This is a genomic window from Streptomyces sp. NPDC052721 (genome assembly GCF_040678315.1).
In the GTDB taxonomy this organism is placed as follows: domain Bacteria; phylum Actinomycetota; class Actinomycetes; order Streptomycetales; family Streptomycetaceae; genus Streptomyces.
In genome coordinates, this window is record NZ_JBFATL010000021.1 from 38,352 (window position 1) to 64,496 (window position 26,145).

General features: G+C 73.0%; 20 protein-coding genes and 1 pseudogene. 12 read left to right on the forward strand and 9 right to left on the reverse strand.

Going from position 1 to position 26,145, the window contains the following annotated elements; translation table 11 throughout:
* Positions 1-5 precede the first annotated feature (5 nt).
* Positions 6-707, reverse strand: a complete 702-nt coding sequence (locus AB0L21_RS20905) for a DUF6230 family protein (RefSeq protein WP_365785574.1) — start codon at positions 705-707, stop codon at positions 6-8.
* Between the two features lie 641 nt (positions 708-1,348).
* Between AB0L21_RS20905 and AB0L21_RS20910 the strand changes: the two genes are divergently transcribed.
* Positions 1,349-1,999: a Tat pathway signal sequence domain protein gene (locus AB0L21_RS20910; RefSeq protein ID WP_365704192.1), complete on the forward strand. Its 651-nt coding sequence runs from the start codon at positions 1,349-1,351 to the stop codon at positions 1,997-1,999.
* An 18-nt stretch (positions 2,000-2,017) separates the two neighbouring features.
* On the opposite strand, the gene AB0L21_RS20915 is transcribed toward AB0L21_RS20910, so the two are convergent.
* Positions 2,018-2,965: a lytic polysaccharide monooxygenase gene (locus AB0L21_RS20915; RefSeq protein ID WP_365785672.1), complete on the reverse strand. Its 948-nt coding sequence runs from the start codon at positions 2,963-2,965 to the stop codon at positions 2,018-2,020.
* Positions 2,966-3,403: 438 nt separating this feature from the next.
* On the opposite strand from AB0L21_RS20915, the gene AB0L21_RS20920 reads away from it, so the two are divergent.
* Both AB0L21_RS20920 and AB0L21_RS20925 read left to right on the forward strand, forming a co-directional pair.
* Positions 3,404-4,051: a ScbR family autoregulator-binding transcription factor gene (locus tag AB0L21_RS20920; protein ID WP_365704190.1), complete on the forward strand. Its 648-nt coding sequence runs from the start codon at positions 3,404-3,406 to the stop codon at positions 4,049-4,051.
* A 22-nt stretch (positions 4,052-4,073) separates the two neighbouring features.
* The gene (locus AB0L21_RS20925) at positions 4,074-5,279 is read left to right on the forward strand and encodes a damage-control phosphatase ARMT1 family protein (RefSeq protein WP_365785576.1); all 1,206 of its coding nucleotides are present in this window, start codon (positions 4,074-4,076) and stop codon (positions 5,277-5,279) included.
* Here AB0L21_RS20925 and AB0L21_RS20930 read toward each other — a convergent pair.
* Positions 5,272-6,537, reverse strand: a complete 1,266-nt coding sequence (locus tag AB0L21_RS20930) for a cytochrome P450 (protein WP_365785578.1) — start codon at positions 6,535-6,537, stop codon at positions 5,272-5,274. The two genes, AB0L21_RS20925 and AB0L21_RS20930, sit on opposite strands and share 8 nt — an antisense overlap.
* Positions 6,534-7,334: an alpha/beta hydrolase gene (locus AB0L21_RS20935; protein ID WP_365785580.1), complete on the reverse strand. Its 801-nt coding sequence runs from the start codon at positions 7,332-7,334 to the stop codon at positions 6,534-6,536. The genes AB0L21_RS20930 and AB0L21_RS20935 overlap by 4 nt, the downstream gene beginning before the upstream one ends.
* Positions 7,335-7,486: 152 nt before the next feature.
* On the opposite strand from AB0L21_RS20935, the gene cyc2 reads away from it, so the two are divergent.
* The 5 genes from cyc2 (at position 7,487) to AB0L21_RS20960 (ending at position 14,684) form a co-directional block, all read left to right on the forward strand.
* On the forward strand, positions 7,487-9,643 hold the full coding sequence (gene cyc2 / locus AB0L21_RS20940) for a germacradienol/geosmin synthase Cyc2 (RefSeq protein ID WP_365785582.1): 2,157 nt from the start codon (positions 7,487-7,489) through the stop codon (positions 9,641-9,643).
* Positions 9,644-9,758: 115 nt separating this feature from the next.
* Positions 9,759-11,630, forward strand: coding sequence for an O-aminophenol oxidase PhsA (gene phsA / locus AB0L21_RS20945; protein ID WP_365704181.1), 1,872 nt, complete (start codon positions 9,759-9,761; stop codon positions 11,628-11,630).
* A gap of 142 nt (positions 11,631-11,772) precedes the next feature.
* Entirely contained in the window at positions 11,773-12,351 is a 579-nt protein-coding gene (locus AB0L21_RS20950; RefSeq protein ID WP_365704179.1) for a PDZ domain-containing protein, read from the forward strand.
* Positions 12,352-12,567: 216 nt separating this feature from the next.
* The gene (locus tag AB0L21_RS20955; protein ID WP_365785584.1) at positions 12,568-13,695 is read left to right on the forward strand and encodes an aminopeptidase P family protein; all 1,128 of its coding nucleotides are present in this window, start codon (positions 12,568-12,570) and stop codon (positions 13,693-13,695) included.
* A 53-nt stretch (positions 13,696-13,748) separates the two neighbouring features.
* Positions 13,749-14,684: an aminoglycoside phosphotransferase family protein gene (locus AB0L21_RS20960; RefSeq protein ID WP_365704175.1), complete on the forward strand. Its 936-nt coding sequence runs from the start codon at positions 13,749-13,751 to the stop codon at positions 14,682-14,684.
* 42 nt (positions 14,685-14,726) lie between these two features.
* On the opposite strand, the gene treZ is transcribed toward AB0L21_RS20960, so the two are convergent.
* Positions 14,727-16,472: a malto-oligosyltrehalose trehalohydrolase gene (gene treZ / locus AB0L21_RS20965; RefSeq protein WP_365785586.1), complete on the reverse strand. Its 1,746-nt coding sequence runs from the start codon at positions 16,470-16,472 to the stop codon at positions 14,727-14,729.
* Between the two features lie 177 nt (positions 16,473-16,649).
* Between treZ and AB0L21_RS20970 the strand changes: the two genes are divergently transcribed.
* Both AB0L21_RS20970 and AB0L21_RS20975 read left to right on the forward strand, forming a co-directional pair.
* Positions 16,650-17,201: a DUF1707 and FHA domain-containing protein gene (locus tag AB0L21_RS20970; RefSeq protein ID WP_365704171.1), complete on the forward strand. Its 552-nt coding sequence runs from the start codon at positions 16,650-16,652 to the stop codon at positions 17,199-17,201.
* 110 nt (positions 17,202-17,311) lie between these two features.
* Positions 17,312-17,725, forward strand: coding sequence for an SSI family serine proteinase inhibitor (locus tag AB0L21_RS20975; protein ID WP_365785588.1), 414 nt, complete (start codon positions 17,312-17,314; stop codon positions 17,723-17,725).
* Between the two features lie 178 nt (positions 17,726-17,903).
* Here the strand turns inward: AB0L21_RS20975 and AB0L21_RS20980 are convergent, their stop codons facing one another.
* The 3 genes and pseudogenes from AB0L21_RS20980 to treY form a co-directional block, all read right to left on the reverse strand.
* Entirely contained in the window at positions 17,904-19,154 is a 1,251-nt protein-coding gene (locus tag AB0L21_RS20980) for a M14 family zinc carboxypeptidase (protein ID WP_365704167.1), read from the reverse strand.
* 138 nt (positions 19,155-19,292) lie between these two features.
* Positions 19,293-19,878 (reverse strand): annotated as a pseudogene (locus AB0L21_RS20985) (FAD-dependent oxidoreductase); the annotation flags it as partial.
* Positions 19,879-20,065: 187 nt separating this feature from the next.
* Positions 20,066-22,435: a malto-oligosyltrehalose synthase gene (treY, locus tag AB0L21_RS20990; RefSeq protein WP_365785590.1), complete on the reverse strand. Its 2,370-nt coding sequence runs from the start codon at positions 22,433-22,435 to the stop codon at positions 20,066-20,068.
* A 115-nt stretch (positions 22,436-22,550) separates the two neighbouring features.
* On the opposite strand from treY, the gene AB0L21_RS20995 reads away from it, so the two are divergent.
* A complete protein-coding gene (locus AB0L21_RS20995; RefSeq protein ID WP_365704163.1) occupies positions 22,551-22,679 on the forward strand; it encodes a hypothetical protein in 129 nt (42 codons plus the stop codon).
* 305 nt (positions 22,680-22,984) lie between these two features.
* Here the strand turns inward: AB0L21_RS20995 and glgX are convergent, their stop codons facing one another.
* Complete coding sequence (gene glgX, locus AB0L21_RS21000; RefSeq protein ID WP_365704161.1) at positions 22,985-25,096, reverse strand: glycogen debranching protein GlgX; 2,112 nt, start codon at positions 25,094-25,096, stop codon at positions 22,985-22,987.
* A 198-nt stretch (positions 25,097-25,294) separates the two neighbouring features.
* On the opposite strand from glgX, the gene AB0L21_RS21005 reads away from it, so the two are divergent.
* A complete protein-coding gene (locus tag AB0L21_RS21005; RefSeq protein ID WP_365785592.1) occupies positions 25,295-26,107 on the forward strand; it encodes a Tat pathway signal sequence domain protein in 813 nt (270 codons plus the stop codon).
* Positions 26,108-26,145: the final 38 nt, after the last annotated feature.

Here is a 26,145-nt window from a genome sequence, read left to right on the forward strand (position 1 = left end):
GGGGATCAGCAGCCCGAGTCGCTGAAGCGGAGCTTGAGACCCGGCAGCTTGAACACGCCAGCGGTGGTCGCGTAGTTGGTCTGCCGCAGATGGGCGATGCGCACGGTGTCGGCCTGCTGGCTGAAGACGCCGACCGGACCCTTCACGCCCGCCTTGGTCAGCGTGCTGGCGTCGTTGCCGATCTCGATGTTGTTGAACGCCGCGTCACCCGACAGCTCGGTGGAGTCGGTGGTCAGGTCGGTCGCGCTGACCTTCTCGGACCCGCCGCCCGCGGTGATCAGCAGGTTGGTGCCGCCGAGGTCGACGCTCTGGCACAGCTTGGTGAGCGTGGCGTGCTTGATCGCGGAGGTGACGACGAGCACCTGGCCGCCGGTGTCGCCAGCGTTCGGGCTGCCCTCCGCCATGTTGTCGAGCCCGCCGAACTGCTCGAACCCGGTGCCGTTGAGTTCCGTGGCGGTGACCGTGAAGGGCATGCCGGAGATGGCGAACTGCACACCCAGCGCTCCCTGTGCGGTGAGCACCGCGAGGCCGGCGGCGACCAGGGTGGCGGGTACCGCCATCACGGCGGCCCGGCGGGCCCGGACACGGCCGCGTCTCTCGCCGCCGGCGGTGGTGGTCCCGACGGTGTTCTGGGCTTCGGGCGGTGTGTCGCTTCCCGGTATGTCGGGGGTGTTGCCGGCGGACGGGACGTCCGGGGACGAGGCCATGTCTGCTCCCATGGGCGCGGATCAATGCGGGTTGGGCTTCAGTGGCGCGGTGTCCTGGCGCGGACAGCGGATGCCGCGCACGCCTCCTCGCAACTCCCGGCGGGCGCAAGGGCTTTCTCGTTACGCGGCAGTAGCCTCCGAGGAAGTTACCGCCGGTTACATTCAGGGGTCAAGGGAGATGTGGAAAAAGGGTGTCGGATGTGCGTGGACCGCAACCGGCCTGGCCCAACTACCTTTCAACCACTTGACCCTGACGGTTGGTCAGGTCTACAACTTGCCCTGTTTCCACGGATCCGTGGCGCCGGATCCGGCAAGTGGCACCAGCCGCGTCAGGCGTGGCACCCGTCGCGTCCCTCATGCGGCACCGGCCGCGTTCCCGGCCCTGTCACGGCAACCGCTCCACCTCGCAGCGCGGCTCCGGCACGGGCGCTTCCCTCCTTTCTCTCTCCGTGCCAGGCCGCCTTGTGCCCGGCCCGGCCGGAGGTTTCCCCCCGAGGCCTTCGGCCGGTGCCCGGTGTGCCGCCGGCGCGGGTCCGCCGCGTACGGAGAAGGCGTGACGGCCCCGCGCCGGCGGCATCGGCACCGATCGCCACCCCCACCTCACCTCATCTGTCCCCCCACTTCGGAAGAGAGGCACCCGCATGCGTACGCGCTCCCTCCTCGCTCTCGCCGGTACCGCCACGGCGCTCGCCCTCACATGGGCCACCCCGGCCTCCGCGGCCGGCACGGTGCTCACCACCGGCAGCGCCGGCGGCACCGCGGTCGCCGTCGGCGACACCCTCACCGCGCCGCTGGCCTCCGGCACCTCCGCCACCTTCTACTCCAGCGCGACCGCCACCAGCGGGATCAAGTGCACCGGCTCGCAGTTCACCGCCCAGGTCACCGGCAACCCGACCGCACCCGGCACGGCCACCGAGTCCGTCACCGCGCACACCTTCAACAGCAGCACCTGCACCAGCAATGTCACCGGTGTCCTCGGCGTCAACGGCATCACCATCAACAACCTGCCCTACTCGGCGACGATCACCTCGGACGGCACCCTCACCGTCTCGCCCGCGAGCGGCTCCGTCATCCAGGCCACCGTCCAGCTGCGCACCCTGCTGGGCACCGTGACCTGCGTGTACCAGGCGCCCAGCCTGACCGGTAAGGCCGACAACACCGACAGCAGCATCACCTTCACCAACCAGCAGTTCACCAGGACCTCCGGCTCGTCGCTGTGCTTCGCCAACGGCTACTTCACGGCCAAGTACGCACCCGTCACCGACGCGGGAGCCCGGGTCTACGTCAACTGACCGACCGCACCGTCCGGTTCAGCGTCGTCGTGGACGTCGTAGCCGCAGAGTCAGGGCGGCGCCCCCGGTGAGCAGCAGCACCGCGGTGGCGCCGCCCGCCAGCAGCGGCGCCGAGGGTCCCGAGCCGCCGTGCGTGGTCTCCGCGACCGGAGACCCGTCGCCGACGGCGGCCTCGGCGTGCTCATCGCCGTGACCGGACCGATCGGTTGAACTCGCCACCGGGGAACTCGGCGCCGATGATGCCGGCGCAGCCGAAGGAGCCGACGCATCCGGTGCGCTCGCCGTCGGCGCGGGCCGAGTGGACCTCGCCGCCCCGGCGGCTTTCCCGCGCTCGGGGAAGACCACGTCGGAGCACGCGTAGTACGTGTCCGGCGTGCTGCTGTTCTGCCAGATGGTGTACAGCACCTGACGCCCTGTCCGGTCCGCCGGCAGCTTCGCGTTCACGTGGTACGCCCCGTCGCGCAGCGGCGGGTCGGTGACCTCGGCGAAGGGCCGCGCGGGCAGGTCGGACCACGCCAGTGGCCGCGAGGGGTCGTAACCCTGCTTGGTCAGGTACAGCTTGAACGTGCCCGTGTGCGCGATGGTCGACGCGTAGGTCACCGTCAGACGGCCGCCCGGTGTCAGCCGCGTCGCCGGCCAGTCCCGCCGGGCCAGGTCCAGGCCCCGGTACGCCGGCAGGTTCCCGCTGCACAGCCTGCCGTCCGGAATCATCTGCCGGTCGCGGCCGGCCACCCCTGCCACACGCAGGTTGTCCCAGGCGGTGAACGGACCGCCGTTCGCCGTGATCGCCGCCCGGCAGGCCGGCGTCCGCGCGGCGTCCCCCTCGGGTGAGCAGGCGTAGACGCGGCTGACCGGGTTCGTGGGCGCTCCGTGCGCCTGGGCAGACCCCGCCGCCCACGGCAGGAGCAGGAGCGGTGCCGTCGCGGCGGCCACCCTGACGCTCAGGCGGGCGGTCATCCGGGTCATCCGAGTCATCCGGGCGTCTCCTCGGCGGGCGCGGGAACGGGGTCTGCGGCGTCCAGTACGGCCCCGCCGGCCGCCGCGTTCAGCCGGTCCGGCGCACCCGCGCGCGGGGGGCGCGAAAGCACCGACCGGTTCGGCTGTTTTGCGCCTGCTTCCACATCCTGTTGAGGAGTCGGCCGTCCGCCTCGTATCGTGGCGATCATGGGGCGGCGCCCGTCGTCCCGAGGCTGCCGGACACCGGTCGGCGACGAAGGGGAACCGATGAGGTCTCGCCCGTTGAAGGGGTGCGGAGCATCCGGCCGGCGTCGAGCGGAGCGATGACACGTGCCGTACCGCGCGCGTGGTCCGCCGGACTCCCGTTGCCGTTCGGTGAGTTATCGTATGCAACGGGTCAGAAACAAACCGCATGTCCTGTTTTTAAGCGCGAGGAGGGGGTCCAGGATGCCAAGGCAGTTACGTGCCGAACAGACCCGGACGACGATCATCACGGCCGCCGCCGATCTGATCGACCGGCACGGATACGAGTCCACCAGCCTGAGCGACATCGTCGCACACGCGAAGGTCACCAAGGGCGCCCTCTACTTCCACTTCGCCGCCAAGGAGGATCTGGCCCACGCCATCCTGGAACTCCAGGCGAAGGCAGCGCGGCGGCTCGTGGCCGACGTCGAGAGCCGCGGCTGCTCCTCGCTGGAGGCCCTGATGCGCACCACGTTCGGGATCGCCCGGCTCGCCGTGGAGGACCCCGTACCGCGCGCCGGACTCCGCCTGGCCACCGCGGACATCGCCGTACGGCCGCCGCTGCGGCACCCGTTCACCGAGTGGCTCGACTTCGCCACCCGCAAGTTCACCGGAGCCGTCCGGGAAGCCGACGTACACGGCGATCTCGACGTCGGCGTCGTCGCCCACTCCCTCGTCTGCTTCTTCATCGGCACCCGGGTCGCGGGCCGCTCGCTCGAACCGACCGGACGGCTGCCGCGCAGAGTGGCCGAGATGTGGCACCTCATGATCCGCGGGCTCGTCCCGGTGCACCGCCGCCCCCGCTATGTCACCCTCGCCACGCAGCTGGAGCGGGAGATCCGTACCGCCTGACGCCCGCGATACGGTGACGGACATGCCCGACATCCCCTTCGCACCCGTGATCCTCGGCAACGAACCCGGCTCGTTCCCGCACAGCGTGCTGGCCGAACGGCACCCCGCGATCATCCGGCAGGTACGGGACGCCTTCCCGTACGGCCCGGGGCAGCACACAGCGCTGGACGAGCTGATGAAGAGCTGCACCGAGGGGACCGTCGAACCGCTCCCCGCGGACGCCCCGGACCGGGACCGGTGGCACGACTGGGGCCTCGCCGACCACACCGGCCGGTCCTGGTACGACGTGCCCTGGCTGTGGGCCGAGAGCTACTTCTACCGCCGGCTGCTGGACGCCGTCGGCTGGTTCGGGCCGGGCGCCTGGCAGGGCATCGACCCCTTCCGCCCCTTCAAACGCGCCGAACTCGACGCCCCTCAGACCGACGAGGAACTGGCCGCCCTGGACGGCCTGCGGGACCTGCCGGAGGACGAGCGGGCGAGCGCCCTGCTGCACGGCTCCCTCTGGGGCAACCGCGCCGACCTCGGCTTCCGGCTCTCCGCCGCGGGCGCCCAGGCCGGGGAACCGGCCCCCGCGCTGGTCGCGGACGACAGCGAGACCCTGTGGGCGCTGCTGCCGTCCGCCGGAAGCGGCACGCTCGTGCTCGTCGCGGACAACGCGGGCCGCGAAATCGTCCCCGACCTCCTGCTGATCGCCCATCTCCTCGCCGAGGGCCGGACCGCGCGAGCGGTGCTGCACGTCAAGCCGTACCCGTACTACGTCTCCGACGCCACCACCGCCGACGTGGTCGACGCGCTGCACCGGCTGCGCGCGGCCCACGGTACGGCCGCCGAGTACGGGCGCCTGCTCTGGTCGGCCATGGCCGACGGCCGGTTCACCGTCCGCGCCCACCCCTTCTCCTGCGCCCCGCTGCCGTACGCCGCGATGCCGGACGACCTGCGCGCCGAGTTCGCCGCGGCCACGCTGACCATCGTCAAGGGCGACCTCAACTACCGTCGCCTGGTGGGCGACCGGCTCTGGCCGCCCACCACCCCCTTCCCGGAGACGACCGCGTACTTCCCCGGCCCGGTCGCCGCGCTGCGCACCCTCAAGTCCGATGTGATCACCGGTCTGTCCGCGGCGACCGAGGCCGAACTGGTGGCGGCCGAGGGGCAGAGCTGGCGGACGAGCGGCACGCACGCGCTGATCCAGACCGACCCGAAAGGCGACGGGGAAGAACGCGTCAGGTGATGTGCAGCGGCAGTGCCTTGATGCCGTTGATGAAGTTCGACACCAGCCGTCCGGCCGGCCCGGCGGGACGCGGCGGTGCGGGAAGGGCGCGCAGCGTCTCCTCGTGAAGCAGCCTCAGTTGCAGCCGGGCGAAGTGAGCGCCCAGGCACACGTGCGGGCCGTCCCCGAAGGAGACGTGCGGATTGGGGGAGCGGGTGAGATCGAGCCGGTCGGGAGCGGGGAAGACGCGCTCGTCGCGATTGGCCGAGGCGTGGAACACCACGACCTTGTCGCCCGCCCGGATCATGCGGCCCGCCAGCTCGGTGTCCCGTACGGCCGTCCGGCGGAAGGTCAGCACGGGCGGATGCCAGCGCAGCAACTCGTCGACGGCGGACGGTACAGCCACCGTCCCGGCGCGCAGCGGCTCGTACGCCTCCGGATGCTCCGCCAGCGCCAGCAACCCGCCCGGGGCCGCACCGCGCACGGTGTCGTTGCCCGCCACGGTGAGCAGGAAGAAGAACATCTCCAGTTCGGCGTCGGCGAGTTCGGTGTCGTGGGCGAGCGTCGTCATGATGTCGTCCGCCGGATACCGCCTCTTGTACGCGGCCAACTGCCCGGCGTAGGCGAACATGTCCGCCAGCATCGCCGGTGACCGCGGATTCACCGGCCTGCCCGCCCCGTCCCGCACCGGCGGACCGGCCTCGTCCGGGTCCTGGTAGCCGATGACCCGCTGCGTCCAGTGCAGCAGCAGCCGCCGGTCGCTCTCCGGGACGCCCAGCAGATCCGCCAGATTCAGCAGGGCGTACTCGTCGGTGACGGCGGACACCAGGTCCACCGTGCCGTCCCCCGCCCGCGCCGCCTCAAGCGCGCCCGCGAGCAGCGCGCGCGCCCGCTCCCGGGCGACCGCCGCGAACCGGTCCACGCGCCCCGGCGTGAAGGCGCGGCTCACCAGCCGCCGCAACCGCCCGTGACCGGGCGGGTCCTGGTTGAGCATCATCCGCCGGATGAACGGCAGATCCTCCGGATCCGGGTCACGGATCTGGGTCGCGCCGACATACGACGAGTACGTCCCCGAGTCCTTCAGCACACGTACGACATCCGCGTGCCGGGTCACCGCCCAGAACCCGGGGCCGGCCGGCCAGCCCAGCACCTCCGGCTCCTCCTGCCAGGCCACCGGATGGTGGTCGCGCAGCACCCGGTAGTCGTCGTAGGGCACCCCGGCGGCGTACCGGCGCGGATCGAAGACGTCCGGGACCGGCGGCGCCTCCCGCACGCTCACGTCGCCCCGCCCGCCCGGGTGTCGCCCGGGTCGTCGGCCCGCAGGAAGTCCTCGACGGTACGGACCAGGTCCAGCGGGGTCTCGTCCATCGCGTAGTGACCGGCGCCCGGCAGCACGGTCAGCTCCGCGCGTGGATACCAGGACAGCCAGGTCTGCCGCATGACCTCCGCGGACAGCGCCGGATCCAGCGCGCCGGCCACGGTCAGCGCCGGTACCTCGCTGCCCACGACGTCGGCGGCGAAGTCCTCGCCCGCCCACGAGTCGAGCCAGGCACGGAACGCCTTGGGGTCGCTGCGCTCCAGCGAGCGGGCGACCATCCGGTCCAGCCAGGCGGCGGGCCGGCGGCCTCCGGTGGTGAAGTCGATGATCGCCCGCCGGTTCTCCGCCCGGTGCGCCGCGTCCGTGAACAGCGCCGCCTGCTCGCCGGCCAGCGGCATGCCCGAGGCGGGCACGGGAGACACCCCGGCGATCCGGCGCAGCCGGTGCGGGGCCACGGTGAGCAGCCGCTGCGCCACCGCGCCCCCCATCGAGTGCCCGACCACCGAGAACCGCTCCCAGCCGAGCCGGTCCGCCAGCTCCACCAGGTCCACGGCCGCCTCGGCCGTCGTGTACGCGCCGGTGGCGTCCCGGGCCTCGCCGTAACCCCGCAGGTCCACCAGCGCATAGCTGAAGGAGGTGCGGTCAAGGTCCGGCAGGACGGCCGCGTAGGCGGACCGGTCGGCGAACCAGCCGTGCACGGCGAACACCTTGTGGGCGCCGTCGCCGTGCACCTCATGGGGCAGCACGAAGGAGGTCATGCGCCTACCGTGGCCCCCGCGCGCGGACACGGCAAGGGAACCAACGCCACATCCCCCCACCGGAGTTCCAGGTTTCGCGAGCGGTTCACGCGATGGTGTGATCATGTGCCGCCGGGTGGATGGGCGTTCGGGGCCACGGGTAGGGCCCGGCCATGACGCAGCCGTTCGAACTCCCGCACTTCTACATGCCGTACCCCGCGCGGCTCAACCCGCACCTGGACGAGGCCCGGGCCCACTCCACCCGGTGGGCACGCGACATGGGCATGCTGGAGGGCTCCGGGATCTGGGAACAGGCCGACCTGGAGGCGCACGACTACGGCCTCCTGTGCGCCTACACCCATCCCGACTGCGACGGACCCGCTCTGTCACTGATCACCGACTGGTACGTGTGGGTGTTCTTCTTCGACGACCACTTCCTGGACATGTACAAGCGCACCCAGGACCGGGCCGCCGGAAGGGTCCACCTGGACCGCCTGCCGCTGTTCATGCCGCTCGACCCCGCCGCCCCCGTGCCGGAGCCGGAGAACCCGGTGGAGGCCGGACTGAAGGACCTGTGGGCGCGGACGGTGCCGGCGATGTCCGTGGACTGGCGCCGCCGCTTCTCCGTCGCCACCGAGCATCTGCTCAACGAGTCGATGTGGGAGCTGTCCAACATCAACGAGGGGCGCGTCGCCAACCCCGTCGAGTACATCGAGATGCGCCGCAAGGTCGGCGGTGCCCCCTGGTCCGCCGGGCTCGTGGAGTACGCGACCGCCGAGGTGCCCGCCGCCGTCGCCGGCACCCGGCCGCTGCGCGTGCTCATGGAGACCTTCTCCGACGCCGTCCACCTGCGCAACGACCTGTTCTCCTACCAGCGTGAGGTCGAGGACGAGGGCGAGAACAGCAACGGCGTGCTGGTCCTGGAGAAGTTCTTCGGCTGCACCACCCAGGAGGCCGCCGACACCGTGAACGACGTCCTCACCTCCCGCCTGCACCAGTTCGAGCACACCGCGTTCACCGAAGTCCCCGCCGTCGCCCTGGAGAAGGGCCTCACCCCCGGCGAGGCCGCCGCGGTCGCCGCCTACACCAAGGGGCTCCAGGACTGGCAGTCCGGCGGCCACGAGTGGCACATGCGCTCCAGCCGCTACATGAACAAGGGCGCGCGCTCCAGCTCGCCCTGGCAGGCGCCGAGCGGCCTGGGCACCTCCGCCGCCGACATCGGCGCCGTCCTGGCCGCAGCGGGGGCCGAGCGGCTGCGCGCGTACACGCACGTGCCGTACCAGAAGGCCGGGCCGTCCATCGTGCCCGACATCCGGATGCCGTTCCCGTTGCGGCTGAGCCCGCACCTGGACGGGGCCCGGGAGCGCATCCCGGGCTGGTGCCACAGCGTGGGCATCCTGTCCGAGGGCGTGTGGGACGAGGACAAACTCGTCTCCTTCGACCTGGCGTTGGCCTCCGCCGGCATGCATCCGGAGGCCTCGCCGGAAGAGATCGACCTCATCACGCAGTGGCTGGTGTGGGGCACGTACGCCGACGACTACTACCCGGTGGTCTTCGGTTCGCGCCGCGACCTGGCCGGAGCCCGTCTGTGCACCGAGCGGCTGTCGGCGTGCATGCCACTCGACGGCGAGCCTGTGCCCCCCGCGGCCAACGGACTGGAGCGCTCACTCGCCGACCTGTGGCAGCGCAGCACCGCCGGCATGCCCCGGCAGGCCCGGGAGGTCGTACGGAGGTCGGTCGAGGTGATGACCCGAAGCTGGCTGTGGGAGCTGTCCAACCAGTTCCAGCACCGTGTCCCGGACCCGGTGGACTATCTGGAGATGCGCCGGGACACCTTCGGCGCCGACCTCACCATGAACCTCTGCCGGCTGGGCCACGGCCCGGCCATCCCGCAGGAGGTCTACCGCAGCGGCCCGGTGCGCTCGCTGGAGAACTCGGCCGCCGACTTCCTCACCATGGCCAACGACCTCGTGTCGTACCAGAAGGAGATCGAGTACGAGGGTGAACTGCACAACGCCGTCCTGGTCGTGCAGAACTTCTTCCGCTGCGACTACCCCACGGCCGCGCACGTCATCGGCGACCTGATGAACCAGCGCATGCGCCAGTTCGAGCACGTGTCCGAGCACGAACTGCCGGTGCTCTACGAGGACCTGGCACTGACGGACGAGGAACGCGCCGCCGTGGGACGGTACGTGGTGGAGCTGCAGAACTGGATGGCCGGCGTGCTCCACTGGCACCTGGAGTGCCGTCCGCGTTACGGCGCCGAGTACCTGGGCCGCCGCACCCACGGCTTCCTGCCCGACCGGGCGCCGGTCCTGTCGCTCGGCTGACAGCCCCGGAAATCTCCGCGTACGGAATCGGGCATTCAGGGAACTTCGGTGAGTCCTCGGGAGTCTTGTGGAGTAAGGGGAACAACAGAGCCAGAACACACGGGGGTGTTCGACCTTGACCGAGACCATCGAGAGGCTCACCGGACCGACCACGGGCGAGCAGGAGCAGACGCAGGAACTGACGCCGTACGTCGCGCCGCTGACCGTCCCGCCGGTCCTGCGGCCCGCCGCGGACGACGTCCTGCGCGAGACCGAGATCGCCCTGCGCCCGACCTGGGTGCGCCTGCACCCGCAACTGCCGCCGACCCTGATGTGGGGCTACGACGGACACGTGCCGGGCCCGACCATCGAGGTGCGCCGGGGACAGCGCGTCCGCATCGCCTGGACCAACCGCATCCCCAAGGACAGCGAGTACCCGGTCACCTCGGTGGAAGTGCCGCTGCGCACGGACGGCCGCCCGCAGGCCACCACCGAGCCCGGCCGCGAGGGCGTCGAGCCGGACAAGGACGTCGCCGCCCTGCCCGCCTGGTCGGTGACCCATCTGCACGGCGCACAGACCGGCGGCGGCAACGACGGCTGGGCGGACAACGCCGTCGGCCACGGCGACGCCCAGCTGTCGGAGTACCCGAACGACCACCAGGCGGTGCAGTGGTGGTACCACGACCACGCCATGAACATCACCCGGTGGAACGTGATGGCGGGCCTGTACGGCACCTACCTCGTCCGGGACGACGAGGAGGACGCCCTCCACCTGCCCTCCGGCGAGCGGGAGATCCCGCTCATCGTCGCCGACCGCAACCTCGACACCGACGAGGACGGCCGCCTCAACGGCCGGCTCCTGCACAAGACGGTGATCGTCCAGCAGCGCAACCCGGAGACGGGCAAGCCGGTCTCCATACCCTTCACCGGCCCGTACACCACGGTCAACGGCCGCATCTGGCCGTACGCCGACGTCGACCCGGCCTGGTACCGGTTCCGGCTGGTCAACGCCTCCAACGCGCGCATCTTCGAACTCGTCCTCATCGACGAGGACGACCAGCCGGTGCCGGGGATCGTCCACCAGATCGGCAGCGACGGCGGACTGCTGCCGCGCCCGGTGCCGGTCGATTTCGACGCGGAGCTGCCGGCCCTCACCGCCGCGCCGGCCGAGCGCTTCGACCTGCTGGTGGACTTCCGCGGACTCGCGGGCCGGACCCTGCGGCTGGTGAACAAGGGCCCCAACCAGCCGGCGGGGCTGCCCGACCCGGCCGGGGACGTGCCCTGTCCGGCCGTGCTGGAGTTCCGGGTCCGGGAGAGCTGCGCGGAGGACACCTTCGAACTGCCCGAGGTGCTCTCCGGCTCCTTCCGCCGCCTCACCCACGACACCCCGCACGGCCACCGGCTCGTCCTGCTCACCCCGCCCGCCACCAAGGGGGCCGGCGGCCACCCGGAGATCTGGGAGATGACCGAGGTCGAGGACCCGAGCGGCCTGACGCTCCCGGCCGAGGGCATCGTCCAGGTCACCGGACCCGACGGCACCACGAAGACGTACCGGCGCACCGCGCGGACGTTCAACGACGGGCTCGGCTTCACGATCGGCGAGGGCAGCCACGAGCAGTGGAGCTTCCTCAACCTGGCGCCCATCGTGCACCCGATGCACATCCACCTCGCCGACTTCCAGCTGCTGGGCCGGGACGCGTACGACGTCTCCGGCTTCGACCCGGCGGTGGGCGGCACCCGCACCCCGATCCGCTATGACGCCGGCCGGGAGATACCGCTCGCGCCCAACGAGCGGGGCTACAAGGACGTCTTCCGGGTGCCGGGCAACCAGATGCTGCGGGTCATGGGCCGCTTCGACGGCGCGTACGGCCGGTTCATGTACCACTGCCATCTGCTGGAGCACGAGGACATGGGCATGATGCGGCCCTTCGTCGTCATGCCGCCGGAAGCCCTGAAGTTCGACCACGGCGGGGCGCATGGCGGCCACGGCGAGGGCCACACGGGCTGAGAGGGCGGGCCGAAAGGGTGCGCTGAACGCGCCGGCGTGACGGCTATGGCTACCCTCCGTCACCCTCCGGTCAGTCTCACCCTTTCGTGTCTCGTCGCGGCCCACCGCCCCGGGTAGAGCACCAGCCGGAGGCGAGCGAACCATGGAACAGACTGTGTTGCGTCCCAAGCCGATGCCTGGCCGGGACCGGCGGGAGGACGACACCCCCGGCCCCGTCACCCCCGGCCCCGTCCACCGCCCGCACGCCGCGCCCCGGCGCGGACGGCGGCTGCGGACCCTGCTGTGCGGCCTGTGCGCAGGCACCGTGCTGGTGCTCTCCGGCGTCGGCATCGGCACGGTCGGCGCCACGGTGATCGGCATGAGCAGACTCGCCGAGCTGCCACGCCAGGCCCCGCCGCCCGCGCCGTCGGCCAGGGCCACGCCCACGGCCACGCCGACGCCCGTCCCCGACCCGCCCGGTCCGGCCCTGGGCGTGGAGGCCGTCGACGCGGAGAAGGCGGGCGCCCTGGTGGTGGGCGTGCACGTGCCCGGCCCCGGCTACGCGGCGGGCCTGGTCCGCGGGGACGTCGTACTGCAGTGGGGCGAGGCCCGTGTGGACACCGCCGCCGACCTCGCCCGAGCCGTAGGACAGGCCCGCCCCGGCAAGGCGGTACTCCTCACCGTGCGCCACGAGAGCGGCGGCTACCAGCAGTTGACGGTGACCCCAGGAGTGGTGACCTGACCCGATCCGGGCCCACCACGCCGGCGGCCCGGTCACACCAGGAAACCCCTTGGTCACCATCCGTCCCCCACGTCATGATGGACCCACGCCGACTGCCCTCTCGACGGACCGTCGGACGCCGGTCCACGGGACCGGCTCGCGTGCGTCCGTGCGGGCGGGCAGGATGCTGCCCGAGACCCCCATCGCCCCGTTTCCTCACCCGCCCCGGAGGCCCGGATGACCGGTAGTACGCCCGCGCCCTTCACCGCCGCCGACTACAGGGCCCGTATGGAGCGTGCCGTGCGCTCCGCCGTCGACGCCGGCCTCGCGGGACTGCTCGTGGCGCCGGGACCGGACCTGGTGTGGCTCACCGGCTACACACCCACCGCGGTCACGGAGCGGCTGACCCTGCTGGTCCTCGCGCCCGGCCGGGACCCCGTGCTCGTCGTGCCCACCCTGGAGGCCCCGGACGCCGACCAGGCGGCCGGTGCCGCCGCGCTGACGCTGCGCGACTGGACCGACGGCAAGGACCCCTACGCCGTCACCGCCGGTCTCCTCGACGACAGCGGCCGGTTCGGCATCAGCGACAACACCTGGGCGATGCACCTGCTCGGCCTCCAGCGGGCCCTGCCCGACACCTCCTACGCCTCCCTCACCGACGCCCTGCCCATGCTGCGCGCGGTGAAGGACGCGGCCGAACTGGAACTCCTGGCGGCCGCGGGCGCGGCTGCCGACCTGGCGTTCGAAGAGATCCGGAAGGTCCCTTTCGCCGGCCGCCGCGAGTCCGACGTCGGCCAGGACCTCGCCGGCCTGCTGCGCCGCTTCGGCCACTCCCAGGTCGACTTCACGATCGTCGGCTCCGGCCCGAACGGCGCCAACCCGCACCACGAGGTCGGCGACCGCGTCATCCGGCCCGGCGACATGGTCGTCCTCGACTTCGGCGGCCTGAAGGACGGCTACGGCTCCGACACCACCCGCACGGTCCACGTCGGCGAGCCGACCGAGGAGGAGCGGCGGGTCCACGACGTCGTGCGCGCCGCCCAGGAGGCCGGTTTCCAGGCCGTACGCCCGGGCGTGGCCTGCCAGGAGGTCGACCGCGCCGCCCGCGCGGTGATCACGGACGCCGGGTACGGCGCGTACTTCATCCACCGCACCGGGCACGGCATCGGCGTCACCACGCACGAGCCGCCGTACATGATCGAGGGCGAGGAACAGCCTCTCGTGCCCGGCATGTGCTTCTCGGTGGAGCCCGGCGTCTACCTGCCCGGCCGCTTCGGGGTGCGCATCGAGGACATCGTCACGGTCACCGACGACGGCGGCCGCCGCCTCAACAACACCACCCGTGAGATGGTCATAGTGGAGTGAGAGACCCGAGGAGACCCACTCCCGACGACACCCGGAACGGCGACGCGCGACCCATGACCCAGGCACCGACACCCACCGCGGACACCGTCCGCAGACTGGTCCGCGCGCTGCTCAAGGAGGGCGGCGACGGCACCGGGGGACCCGACGTGCGGCCCGTGACGGAGGACCGCGAGCACACCTGGTGGGTCGGCAGCCGCCACGTGCTGCGCCTCGCGCCCGACCGCGAGGCCTCCGTCCGCCGCCGCCGCGAGCTGCGCCTGCGCGAGCTGGTCCGCCCGCAGGTACCCGTCGCCGTCCCGACCAGCGTCGCGCACGGCGACTGGGCGCCCGGCCTCGCCTACACCCTCGACACCCGGGTGCCCGGCGGCACGGCCGACGAGTACGACGTCTCCGCCGTCGGCGAGGCCGACCTCGCCGGGCTGCTCAGCGGGCTGCGCACGGTCCCGGCCCGCCAGGCCGAGGCGCTCGGCGTGCCGCGCACCGCTCCGCGCTCGCTGGAGGCGCTGCGCCGGATGGCCGTGCACGCATCCGAACGGCTCGCCGCCGCCGACGAGTTCGACGCGGCCCGGCTGCACCAGCTGACCCCGCCCGGCGCGGCCCAGCTCGCCGCCCAGCCCGGTTCCGCCGTCCTCACCCACCACGGGCTGACCGGCGCGCACGTGGTGGTCAGCGCCGACGGACGGGTGCGCGGCATCCTGGACTGGACCGCGGCGTCCCTCGGCGACCCCGCCGAGGACATCGCCGGGCTCGCCGTCGCCGTCGGCTCCCCGGCGGCCGTCCGCGCCGCCACCCTCGCCGGCTACGGCGCCCGCCCCTGCCTGCGCGGCCTGTGGCTGGCCCGCTGCGACACCGTCATCCGCCTCACCGACCGCCTGGAAGGCCGGACGACCGGCTCCCTGCCCCTGCTGCGGACCCAGCTGCGGCGCGCCTGGGAGCCGATCCTGCTGGAGCGGGTGACCGACCTCCAGCAGGACGAGCCGGAGCCCTGACGGGGCCGCGAGGGCCCCTCAGGGCTGTGCCCGCAACCGCTCTCAGGGCTGCGTCAGCACCACGCAGGACTCCCCGGGCACCTGGAGCAGCCCGTCCGCGCCCGGCGCCTCGACCGGGTTCCAGGCCGCGAGGACCTCCACCCGGCCGGTGCCCAGCGGGATCGCCGCCGGCTCCTTGCCCAGGTTCACCGCCACCCGTACGTCCCCGCGCCGGAAGGCCAGCCAGCGGGCGTCCTCGTCGTACGCCACCTTCGTGTCGGCGAGGTCCGGGTCGGTGAGGTCGGGCTGGGCGTGACGCAGCGCGATCAGCTGCCGGTACCAGGCCAGCACGCGCGCGTGGGGCTCGCGTTCCGGCTCCGACCAGTCCAGGCAGGACCGCTCGCGGGTCGCCGGGTCCTGCGGGTCCGGCACCTCCTCCTCGGCCCACCCGTGCGCGGCGAACTCCCGCCGCCTGCCCTGCCGTACCGCCTCGGCCAGCTCGGGGTCGGTGTGGTCGGTGAAGAACTGCCAGGGCGTGCCCGCCGCCCACTCCTCGCCCATGAACAGCATCGGCGTGAACGGGGCGGTCAGGGTCAGCGCGGCCGCGCAGGCCAGCAGACCGGGCGAGAGGTGGGCGGAGAGCCGGTCGCCCTGGGCCCGGTTGCCGACCTGGTCGTGGGTCTGGCTGTAGCCGAGCAGCCGGTGCCCGGCCACGCGCGCGCGGTCCAGCGGCCGGCCGTGACTGCGGCCCCGGAAGCTGGAGTACGTGCCGTCGTGGAACCAGCCGCCGGTGAGCGTCTTGGCGAGCGCCGCGAAGGGATCGCGCGCGAAGTCGGCGTAATAGCCCTGGGACTCACCGGTCAGCGTGGCGTGCAGGGCGTGGTGGAAGTCGTCGTTCCACTGCGCGTGCAGTCCGAGGCCGTTCTCCGCGCGCGGGGTGATGAAACGCGGGTTGTTCATGTCCGACTCGGCGATCAGGAACAGCGGCCTGCCCACCTCCTCGGCGAGTGCGTCGACCGCCGCCGACAGCTCTTCCAGGAAGTGGCACGCGCGCGTGTCGTAGAGCGTGTGCACCGCGTCCAGCCGCAGACCGTCGATCCGGTAGTCCCGCAGCCACGCCAGCGCGCTGCCGACGAGGAACGCGCGCACCTCGTCCGAGCCGGGCGCGTCCAGGTTCACCGCCGAACCCCACGGCGTGGTGTGCGTGTCCGTGAAGTACGGTCCGAACCGCGGCAGATAGTTACCGGTGGGCCCCAAGTGGTTGTGCACGACGTCCAGGACGACGCCCAGACCGAGTTCGTGCGCCCGGTCCACGAAGCGTCGCAGGGCCTCCGGACCGCCGTACGGCTCGTGCACGGCCCACAGCGACACGCCCTCGTAACCCCAGCCGTGCCGCCCCGGGAAGGGACACAGCGGCATCAACTCCACGTGCGTCACGCCCAGTTCCACCAGGTGGTCCAGGCGGGCGGCGGCGGCGTCCAGGGTGCCCTCCCGGGTGTACGTGCCCACGTGCAGCTCGTACAGCACCGCGCCCGGCAACCCGCGTCCCGCCCACCGCGCGCGCCACTCGTACCGCCCGTGGTCCACGACCGCGCTCAACCCGTCCGGGCCGTCCGGCTGGCGGCACGAGCGCGGGTCGGGCAGCACGGGGCCGTCGTCCAGCGCGAACCCGTACCGTGCGCCGTCCCCGGCCTCCGCCTCGCCCCTCCACCACCCCGCGCGCGCGGGATCGCGCGCCAACGCGCGCGTGGTGCCCTCGCAATGGAGCGTCACTCGGTCTGCCTGCGGTGCCCACACCTCGAACTGCACGGACGGTTCCCCTTCGTCTGCTCACCGTGATGTCCCGCGTCTCCATCGTGCCGCCCCGGACGATCAATCCGCTCTCGAATCGGCCCTTTGCCGGCAGGTGTCGCGGAAGTACCCGTCGACCGGCACCGATTCCGTGATTTCTGGACACCCGGGGTCCGCTGCCCGACAATCACCAGAGTGACGTCGTCCTTCGAGTTCTCCACCTACCCCGCGCGCCTGTCCGACGCGGAGCGCGACCAGGCGCTGCGGGTGCTGCGCGACGGCGTCGCCATGGGCCGGCTCTCGCACGACACGTTCGTGCGCCGCATGGAGCTGGCGCTCGCCGCGCGCCGCTCCGACGAACTCGCCGTCCTCGTCGCCGACCTGCCCCGGGAGAACCGGTTCTCCCGCGCGGTCCTCGGCACCGTGGAGGCCGTCTCCGGGTTCACCGTACGGCTGCGGCGGGCCTGGCAGGCCGAGCGGCTGCCCAAGCTGCTGCTGCCGCACCCGACGCACACCCATCCGCTGCGCATCGGCCGCGACCCGGCGAACGGGCTGCGCCTGAACCACGAGACCGTCTCCCGCGTGCACGCCGAACTCCGCCACCAGGGCGGCCTGTGGGTCCTCAGGGACCTGGGCTCGACCAACGGCACCACCGTCAACGGCCGCCGGGTGATCGGGGCGGTCGTCGTCCGCGAGGGCGACCAGGTCGCGTTCGGCAGGATGGCGTTCCGGCTCGCGGCGAGCTGAGCCCTGCCCGGCCGGTCCTGTTCGAGCTGGCGCGCAGTCACGCGCGTGTGCGGTACCGATCGGGTGAGCCGCACTGCGGAAGGCGGACCGCCGTGCCGATGCAACGGGGCATGACGTACATCACCAGAGCGGCAGCGGCGGCCGGCGCCCTGCTGACCGCCGCCGGCCTCCTCACCGCGGGCCCGGCCCAGGCAGCCTCCCATGACGTGCCCCCGGGCAACTGGCTCTATCTCACGGTCACCAAGGGCGACGCCGGCTCCAGCGACACCCGCGGCACACTGCTGCTGTGCGACCCGCCCCAGGGACACGCGCGCGCGTCCGAGGCCTGCGCGGAACTGGCCGCCGCCGGCGGTGCCATCGACCGCATCCCGGCCAAGCAGGTCTTCTGCCCGATGATCTACGCCCCGGTGACGGCCCACGCGCGCGGGCGGTGGAACGGCCGGTCGGTCGACTTCCAGGACACGTACACCAGCGCGTGCGTCATGAGGGCACGCACGGGGTCCGTGTTCGCCCTGAACGGCTGACGCGGCCTACGAGCAGATGCGGTGGTCCGGCGCGCCCCGGGCGGCGTGAGCCGATACCCCGGGTGGCGTAAGCCCACGCCTGCGGTGGCGTGGGCGGTGCCCGGGGTGTGCCGGGGGCCGGGGCGGGGCCGGTGTGGGCGGTGCCCGGCTCACGCCCCCGTATGCTCCGCCCGTCGGTTCACGCCGCCTGGCCGCGGGCCTGTTGTGCCGCCGCCAGTACCGTCCGGGACTGGTGCTCCACCTGGTGCTCCAACGGCACCCAGCGGGCCCGGAACCGCTCCGCGAAGGCGTCGCACCAGGTGGCGACGAGCTGTTCCAGGCGCGGCGCCGCCCGGTCGTCCGCCTCCCGCAGCACCCGCAGCAGCATCGCCGCGGCCCGCAGCGGCAGCCGCCGTCCGAACGCGTCGACACTGCCGACGTACGCCATCGTCGTCCCCGCCGGAGAGGTGTGGGTCCAGTCCTCGGCGAGGCCCGGGACCAGCTCCAGAGCCCACTGCGCGGCCCGCAGCAGCGGCCCGTCCACGCTCTCCAGCCGGGGCAGCGCCTCGGCGAGGATCCGCTCGACCTCCCGCGCGTCCCGCAGCAGCCGCGTGGCCAGGCGCCGCATGGCCGCTGCCGGTGCCGGGTGCGGCGCCGGGTCGTCCACCAGGTCGCTGGCCCACATCGGCACCTCCACCACGGCCGTCAGTCCGCCGTACCGGTGCGCGTGGTACCAGGTGCTGTGCCGGGCGTCGTCCGGCAGGCTCGGGTAGGCCACGCCCGTCTCCGGGCCGGGCATCACATGCACACCGGGACCGGAGGCCGGCCAGCCCGCCGCGTCCGAGGCCCCCGTCTCCACCGGAATGTGCAGCTCCGCCGCGGACTTGGCGAACGGCTCGGCGAGGCCCGGCACGTCCTTGGTCAACTGCACCCAGCTGCCGCCCAGGTCGGTGCCGTGCAAGGTCACCTGGAGATACGGGCGCAGTTCGTCTATGACCCCGGTCAGCGTCCGCGTCTCGGGCGGCAGCCGGTCCGGCGGCAGCACCGACGGCGACCACTCCGGCTGCTCCGCACCTGTGGGCCGGTAGAAGCCGAGGTGGTAGTCGAGCAGGCTGCGCGGCGCCGGGGTCACATGCAGACTCGCGCCGTCCGGGTCCGCGCACAGCAGGAAGTGCCAGGAGGTGTCCGCCCGCAACTCGCGCTCGGCCAGCACCCTTTCGGCGAGCACCCGCAGGGTGGAGCCGCCCGTCGGCTCGTTGGCGTGCGCGCCCGCCACCACGAGCACCGCGCGGCGGGCGTGTCCCACCGACAGCAGGTGCAAGGGTCTGCCCGCGCGCGAGACGCCCACCTGACGCAGCGCGCACAGCCCGGGTTCCCGAGCCGCCAACGCCTGAGCGGCGGCGACGAGTTCGGGAACGCTGGGATAGCGCAGCTCCGGCAGAGGACTCACCCCCGACTTGTCCGCCCGGCTTCGCACCTCCCAGTCCCGCACGCGAAAGGTGAACTGTCAAGCATGCGGCGCGGGAGGCTCCCGGGGGCGCCCGGACGCAGGGACCCGCACCCGTCCGGACCCCTGCGTTCCGTGGGCTCACCGCTGGTGCGGGCCGCGTCCCGCGAGCGTCAGGAACACCTCGCCCACCGCCTCCGACAGGGTGGGGTGGACGCCGAGCACCTGCCCGCCGCCGGCCTCCGCCACGACCTTCACCATGCCGCCCCGGCCGTGCACCATCCCCTTGGCGACGGCGGTCAGCGGCATCGTGCTGACGTCGGCTCGTGCCCACGCGCGCGTGCCTCGGCCTCGCTGAGCCCCACCGAGGCGGTCTGCGGAGAGGAGCACGTCACCCGGGGCACGGCCGCGTAGTCGACCGGCGGCTCCAGCCCGGGCACGGTCTCGGACCGGCAGGCGTGGGCGAGGCCGAGCGAGGGCGGCGGCAGCAGGTCGCCGACGACGTGGACGCCGGGCACGGCCGTCTGCAGCCGGGCCCAGTCCTGCGGTACGACGAGCCCCCGCTCGTCCGTCGCCGGTCCGGCCGCGTCCAGGCCCAGGCCCTCGGTGGCGGAGCCCGGCCGACGGCCACCAGCAGCCGCTCCGCCGTCAGCGTCCGGGTCTCTCCCCGCGCGGTCCGCACGCGCGCGCGTACGCCGTTCTCCAGCGGCTACGCGTCCAGCAGCCGCGGTCAGTCGCCCGTCGAGCGGCCATCCGGCGGTCAGCCGCCCGCCGAGCGGCCATCCGGCGGACAGTCGCCCGCCGAGCGGCCCTTCGGCGGTCAGTCGCCCGCCGAGCGGCCATTCGGCGGTCAGCCGCCCGCCGAGCGGCCGTACCCGCCACCGTGCGCCGGTGCCGCCCCCGCCCCGGCGTCCTCAGTCCTCCGCCACGCGTTCCAGCAGTGCCACCGGCAGCCGGTCCAGGAGGTCCGCCACGGGTGCGTGGCCGGTGAACTCCCGGCCCGGGGTGAGGACGTCCGTCCAGCGGCCCGGCGGGAGCGGGAGACGGGTGTCCCGCCAGCCGCCCGCCTCCGCGAGCCGCAGGGACAGCCGGGTCACCGCCGTGACCACCGCACCGGAGCGGGCGAACGCCAGGCAGTGGTCGGCCGCCGGGCCCTCGGCCGTCAGCGGGTCGTACGACGCGTCCGCGCCGAAGGCCTCCGGGCGGCGGGCGCGCAGCCGCAGCGCCGCCGCCGTCAGCGCGTCCTTCTCGCCGGGAGCCTCCGGCGGGAACGCCACCGGCCGCCGGTTGTCCGGGTCCACCAGCGCCCGGTACTCGCCCTCCGTGCCCTGGTACACGTCCGGCACCCCCGGCATCGTCAGATGGACCAGCGCTGTGCCGAGGACATTGGCCCGCACGTGCGGCTCCAGCGCCTTCCGGAACGCCGCCACGCGTTCGCCGGGCGGCCCGCACGGCCCGGCCGCGACGAAGGACGCCACCGCCTCCTCGTACGGCGGCTCCTGTTCCGTCCAGCTGGTGTACATGCCCGCCTCGCGCACATGCTTCAGCAGCGCCTGCTGGACCCGTTCCTCGTCGGCCGGACCCAGCCCGAACACCGTCTGCCACGCCGCCCAGGCCAGCTGCCCGTCCGGCACGCCCTCCTCGGGCAGGGTCACCTCGGCGAGCAGTTCCGCCCAGCGGTCGGGGCACTCGGTGAGCACGGCCAGCGCGGCGCGCACGTCCGCGCTGCGCTTGGTGTCGTGCGTGGAGACGACCGTGCCGGTGAGCGGCCAGTCGCGCTGCACGCGCGCGCAGTACGCGTGGAACTCCTCCGGGGACACCCCCGGGCTGCCCGGATCGCCGCCCACCTCAGCCGCCGACAGCAGCGGCACGTAACGGTAGAACGCCGTGTCCTCGACCGACTTGGCGCGCAGCGCCGACGCGGTCTGCGCGAACCGGGTGCGGAACTCCACCCGATCGGCGTGGTCCGGCGCCGACGGGTCACCGGGCGGCTCGACCAGCAGCCGGCGCACGACGCCGACGGCCTCGGCCTCCTCGGGCACCACGAAGGCCAGCCGGGCCTCCTCGGCGGCTCCCTCGGTGATCACGGCGGAGGCGTCACCGGAGGCGTACGGCCGGTAGACCCGCATCCGGACCAGCAGCTCCTCCACGGCCGTCCGCAGTGCCCAGGGCGCGCGGTCGCGCAGCGAGAGGTCGGGCGAGGCGGCGCACAGCCGGGCCGCGACCCGGGTGAGCCGGTCCGTCTCGGTGGCCAGCTCGTGCGTGAGCACCTTGTACGCGGCCCGCCGGACCGTGGCCTCCCAGTTGCCGCCCCGGTCCGTCTGCGGCGCCGCGAACGCCCGGTAGCGGCCCAGCAGCTCGTACGCCCCGGTGCGGTCCGTGAACAGGCCGTCGACGTGCCGCAGGGCGTCGTAGCCCGTGGTCCCCGCGACAGGCCAGGAGGCCGGCAGGTGCTCGCCGTCGGCCAGGATCTTCTCCACGACCGTCCAGCGCCCGCCGGTCGCCTCGTGCAGCCGTGCGAGGTAGCCGTCGGGGTCGGCGAGCCCGTCGGGATGGTCGATCCGCAGCCCGTCGACGACGCCCTCCGCCAGCAGCCGGAGGATGGTGCCGTGGGTGGCGTCGAACACCTCCGGATCCTCCACCCGCACCCCGATCAGCTCCGAGATGCTGAAGAACCGCCGGTAGTTCAGCTCCGTGCGGGCCAGCCGCCACCACACCGGGCGGTACCACTGGGCGTCCAGCAGCTGAGGCAGCGGCAGGTGCTCGGTGCCGGGGCGCAGCGGGAAGGCGTGGTCGTGGTAGCGCAGCACGTCACCGTCGACCACGAGGTGCGCCGGCTCCGAGCCGACCGGGCCGCCGAGCACCGGCAGCAGCACCCGGCCGCCCTGCGCCTCCCAGTCGATGTCGAACCAGCGCGCGTACGGCGAGCCGGGCCCGTCGCGCAGCACCTCCCACAGGGCGGGGTTGTGCCGGGGGGCCACCGCCATGTGGTTCGGCACGATGTCCACCACCAGGCCGAGGCCGTGCTCGTGCGCCGTGCGCGCCAGCGCGCGCAACCCCTCCTCGCCGCCCAGCTCCGCGCGCACGCGCGTGTGGTCCACGACGTCGTAACCGTGCGCGGAGCCCGGGACGGCCTCCAGGACGGGGGACAGATGCAGGTGCGAGACGCCGAGCGACGCCAGGTACGGTACGGCCGCTTCGGCGGCGGCGAACGGGAACGCGGGCTGGAGCTGCAGCCGGTAGGTGGCCGTGGGCACCCCCGGTCCGGGTCGCGCAGAAGTCATGGGAAGCTACGTACCCCGCTCGCCGCCTTTCGTGTCATCGACCTCTGCCCGGATCACGCACGCGTGTCTGGCTTCGAGCGCTGGGGACGACGGGGAAGCAGGGGCGGCGCGGCCCGTGGGACACCTGCCGCCGGGTGATCGGCTGACGGGACCGCTGCTGCCGCCGAGCGTGTGCCACCTGGGCCGGCCGCCGACGGCGGCCGGCCACTTCGGCAGCGTGCTGCGTCGCCCGTACGAGACCTGACCGGTGGCGCGCTCGCGCTCGGCCAGGTGGCGGGGGCGCCGGCGGGGAGGCTCGCGGACCGGCACGGCCGGCGACGGTGCGCTCCCGTTCTCCCTCGCCAACGCGCTCCCCGTGGCCGTGCCGGTCAGCCCTCAGGGCACGCCCTCCCGGCCGCCGGCCGAAACGCTCCTCCACGCGCGCGTACGTCCCGCGCACCCGCCACGCGCGCGTACGAGACGGTCCTCCCACGCGCGCGTACGAGACGGCTTCTCCTCAGGGCGCCTACGGAACGTCTCCCCCCACGCGTGCGAACCGCACGCCTCGCCCTACGCCGGCCGTTGCAGCACCGTCAGGCTGCGGTCCGGCAAGGTGATGCGGTCGCCGGCCGCCACCTTCGCGCCCGCTCCCGGTGGTACGCCGTCCGGGCGGGCCGTGTCGACGACCACCTGCCACTGGCGGCCGTGGTCGACCGGTACCAGGAAGTCCAGCGGCGCGGGTGAGGCGTTGAACATCAGCAGGAAGGAGTCGTCGGTGATGCGCTCCCCGCGCGGGCCGGGCTCGGAGATGGCGTTGCCGTTCAGGAACACGGTCAGCGCGGACGCCTGCGCCGAGTTCCAGTCCCGTTGCGTCATCTCGCCGCCCTCGGGGGTGAACCAGGCGATGTCGGACAGCTCGTCGTGGGTGCCCTCCACCGGACGGCCGTGGAAGAAGCGGCGCCGGCGGAGGACGGGATGGTCGCGGCGCAGCCACACCATCGCGCGCGTGAACTCCAGCAGGTCGCTCTCCAGGGACTCCGGCCAGTCCACCCAGGACAGCTCGTTGTCCTGGCAGTAGGCGTTGTTGTTGCCGCGCTGGGTGCGCGCGAACTCGTCGCCGTGGCTGATCATCGGCACACCCTGGGACAGCATCAGCGTGGCGATGAAGTTCCGCATCTGCCGCGCGCGCAGCCGCAGCACCTCCGGGTCGTCGGTCTCGCCCTCCGCCCCGCAGTTCCACGACCGGTTGTGGCTCTCGCCGTCCCGGTTGTCCTCGCCGTTGGCGGTGTTGTGCTTCTCGTTGTACGAGACGAGGTCGTGCAGCGTGAAGCCGTCGTGGCAGGTGACGAAGTTGATGGAGGCCAGCGGGCGGCGCCCGTCGTCCTGGTAGAGGTCGGAGGAGCCGGTCAGCCGGGAGGCGAACTCGGCGAGCGTGCGCGGCTCGCCCCGCCACAGGTCCCGGACCGTGTCCCGGTACTTGCCGTTCCACTCGGTCCACAGCGGCGGGAAGTTGCCCACCTGGTAGCCGCCCTCGCCCACGTCCCACGGCTCGGCGATCAGCTTCACCTGGGAGACCACCGGGTCCTGCTGCACCAGGTCGAAGAACGACGACAGCCGGTCCACCTCGTGGAACTGCCGGGCGAGGGTCGCCGCGAGGTCGAAGCGGAATCCGTCGACGTGCATCTCGGTGACCCAGTACCGCAGCGAGTCCATGATCAGCTGAAGCACGTGCGGGGACCGCATGAGCAGCGAGTTCCCGGTGCCCGTGGTGTCCATGTAGTAGCGCGGGTCCTCCGTCAGCCGGTAGTACGACGGGTTGTCGATGCCCTTGAAGGACAGCGTCGGACCCAGGTGGTTGCCCTCGGCGGTGTGGTTGTAGACCACGTCCAGGATGACCTCGATCCCGGCCTCGTGCAGCGCCCGGACCGCCGACTTGAACTCCAGCACCTGCTGGCCGCGGTCGCCCCAGGAGGCGTACGCGTTGTGCGGGGCGAAGAAGCCGATGGTGTTGTAGCCCCAGTAGTTGTTCAGACCCATGTCGACCAGCCGGTGGTCGTTCACGAACTGGTGTACGGGCATCAGTTCGAGCGCGGTCACCCCGAGCTTGGTCAGGTGTTCGATGACCGCGGGGTGCGCGAGGGCCGCGTAGGTGCCGCGCAGCTCCTCCGGGAGTCCCGGGTGGCGCATGGTCAGGCCCTTGACGTGGGCCTCGTAGATCACCGTGTGGTGGTACTCGGTGCGCGGCGGTCGGTCGTCGCCCCAGTCGAAGTACGGGTTGATCACCACCGACGTCATGGTGTGCGGCGCCGAGTCCAGGTCGTTGCGCCTCTCGGGCGCGCCGAAGTGGTAGCCGTACACCTCCTCACCCCACCGGACCGACCCGCTGATCGCCTTCGCGTACGGGTCGAGCAGCAGCTTCGCGGAGTTGCAGCGCAGCCCGCGCCCGGGGTCGTACGGGCCGTGCACCCGGAACCCGTACCGCTGTCCCGGCATCACGCCCGGCACGTACGCGTGCCGCACGAACGCGTCGCTCTCGCGCAGTTCCACCGCCGTCTCCGAGCCGTCGTCGTGCAGCAGACACAGCTCTACTCGGTCCGCGGCCTCCGTGAAGACCGCGAAGTTGGTTCCGGCGCCGTCATAGGTGGCGCCGAGCGGATACGCCTCTCCAGGCCAGACCTGCATGGATACGACTCTCCCAGGTGTGCCGTCCGCCGGGGGCCGCCTTGGCCCCGAGTCTCGTCCGAAAGTGAGGCAACCTCCCGTGGCTCGCCCGCCCTCTTATCCAGTGACCAGTGCGCACGGCGGTTCTGGTACCCGCCGTGCGCCGAACCAGCGGGGCAGATACGTACTCCCGGGGACCAGGGGGAGTAGGGGGAGAATGTGCGTGAGACAGTCCACCGCCATCTGGGCAAAGTACTGACCGGTGCGGCCCTCGCGGCGGCGGGGACCGCCGCGATGGTCGCGGTCACCTTGCCGGGCACGGCGGGAGCGGACGACTCCGGAGGGGCCGGCGGCGGCACGCGGGCCGCGCGGCAGGCCGGGCAGGGCCCGGACGCCGCACCGCCCGGCGTCGTGGAGAGGGCACCGGCCGAGGAGAAGCAGGGCACGGGCCGTGACCCGCTCACCGACGACGAGATGCTGCGGGTCGAGAAGATCGCCGCGGCGGGACGGCTTTCGGCCACGGCCCGGGACGTCGACGGCGACCGCGGACCGCAGCGGCTGAGCGTCGACCTCGCCGAGCCGGAGGCCGCCGAGGCGGACGACCCCGACGCGCCACGGCGCGCCGACGTGACCTTCTACGACTACAAGAACGACACACTCGTCACCAGGACCGTCAACCTGAGGACCGGGAAGGTCGAGCAGACCGGTACCCAGCGCGGCGTCCAGCCGCCGCCGAGCCGCGCCGAGAACGCCGAGGCGGCCCGGATCCTGATCGCCGACCCGCTGGGCGCGGGCCTCAGGGCGGACTACAAGGACGCCACCGGCAAGGAACTCACCTCGCCGGACCAGCTGGAGCTGAGCGGCGGGATCTACGAGGCCTCGCCGGGCGCCCAGCCCGCGGTGCTCGACAAGTGCGGCGTCCACCGGTGCGTGCGGCTGTTCTCCAAGGTCCGCAACGGGCCGTGGATCGACACCAGGGACCTCGTGATCGACCTGAGCGCCCGCAAGGCCGCCGCCCTCGACCGCGGCTGACCGGCCGCCACCCAACCTTCACACCCGTACCTCCGGTA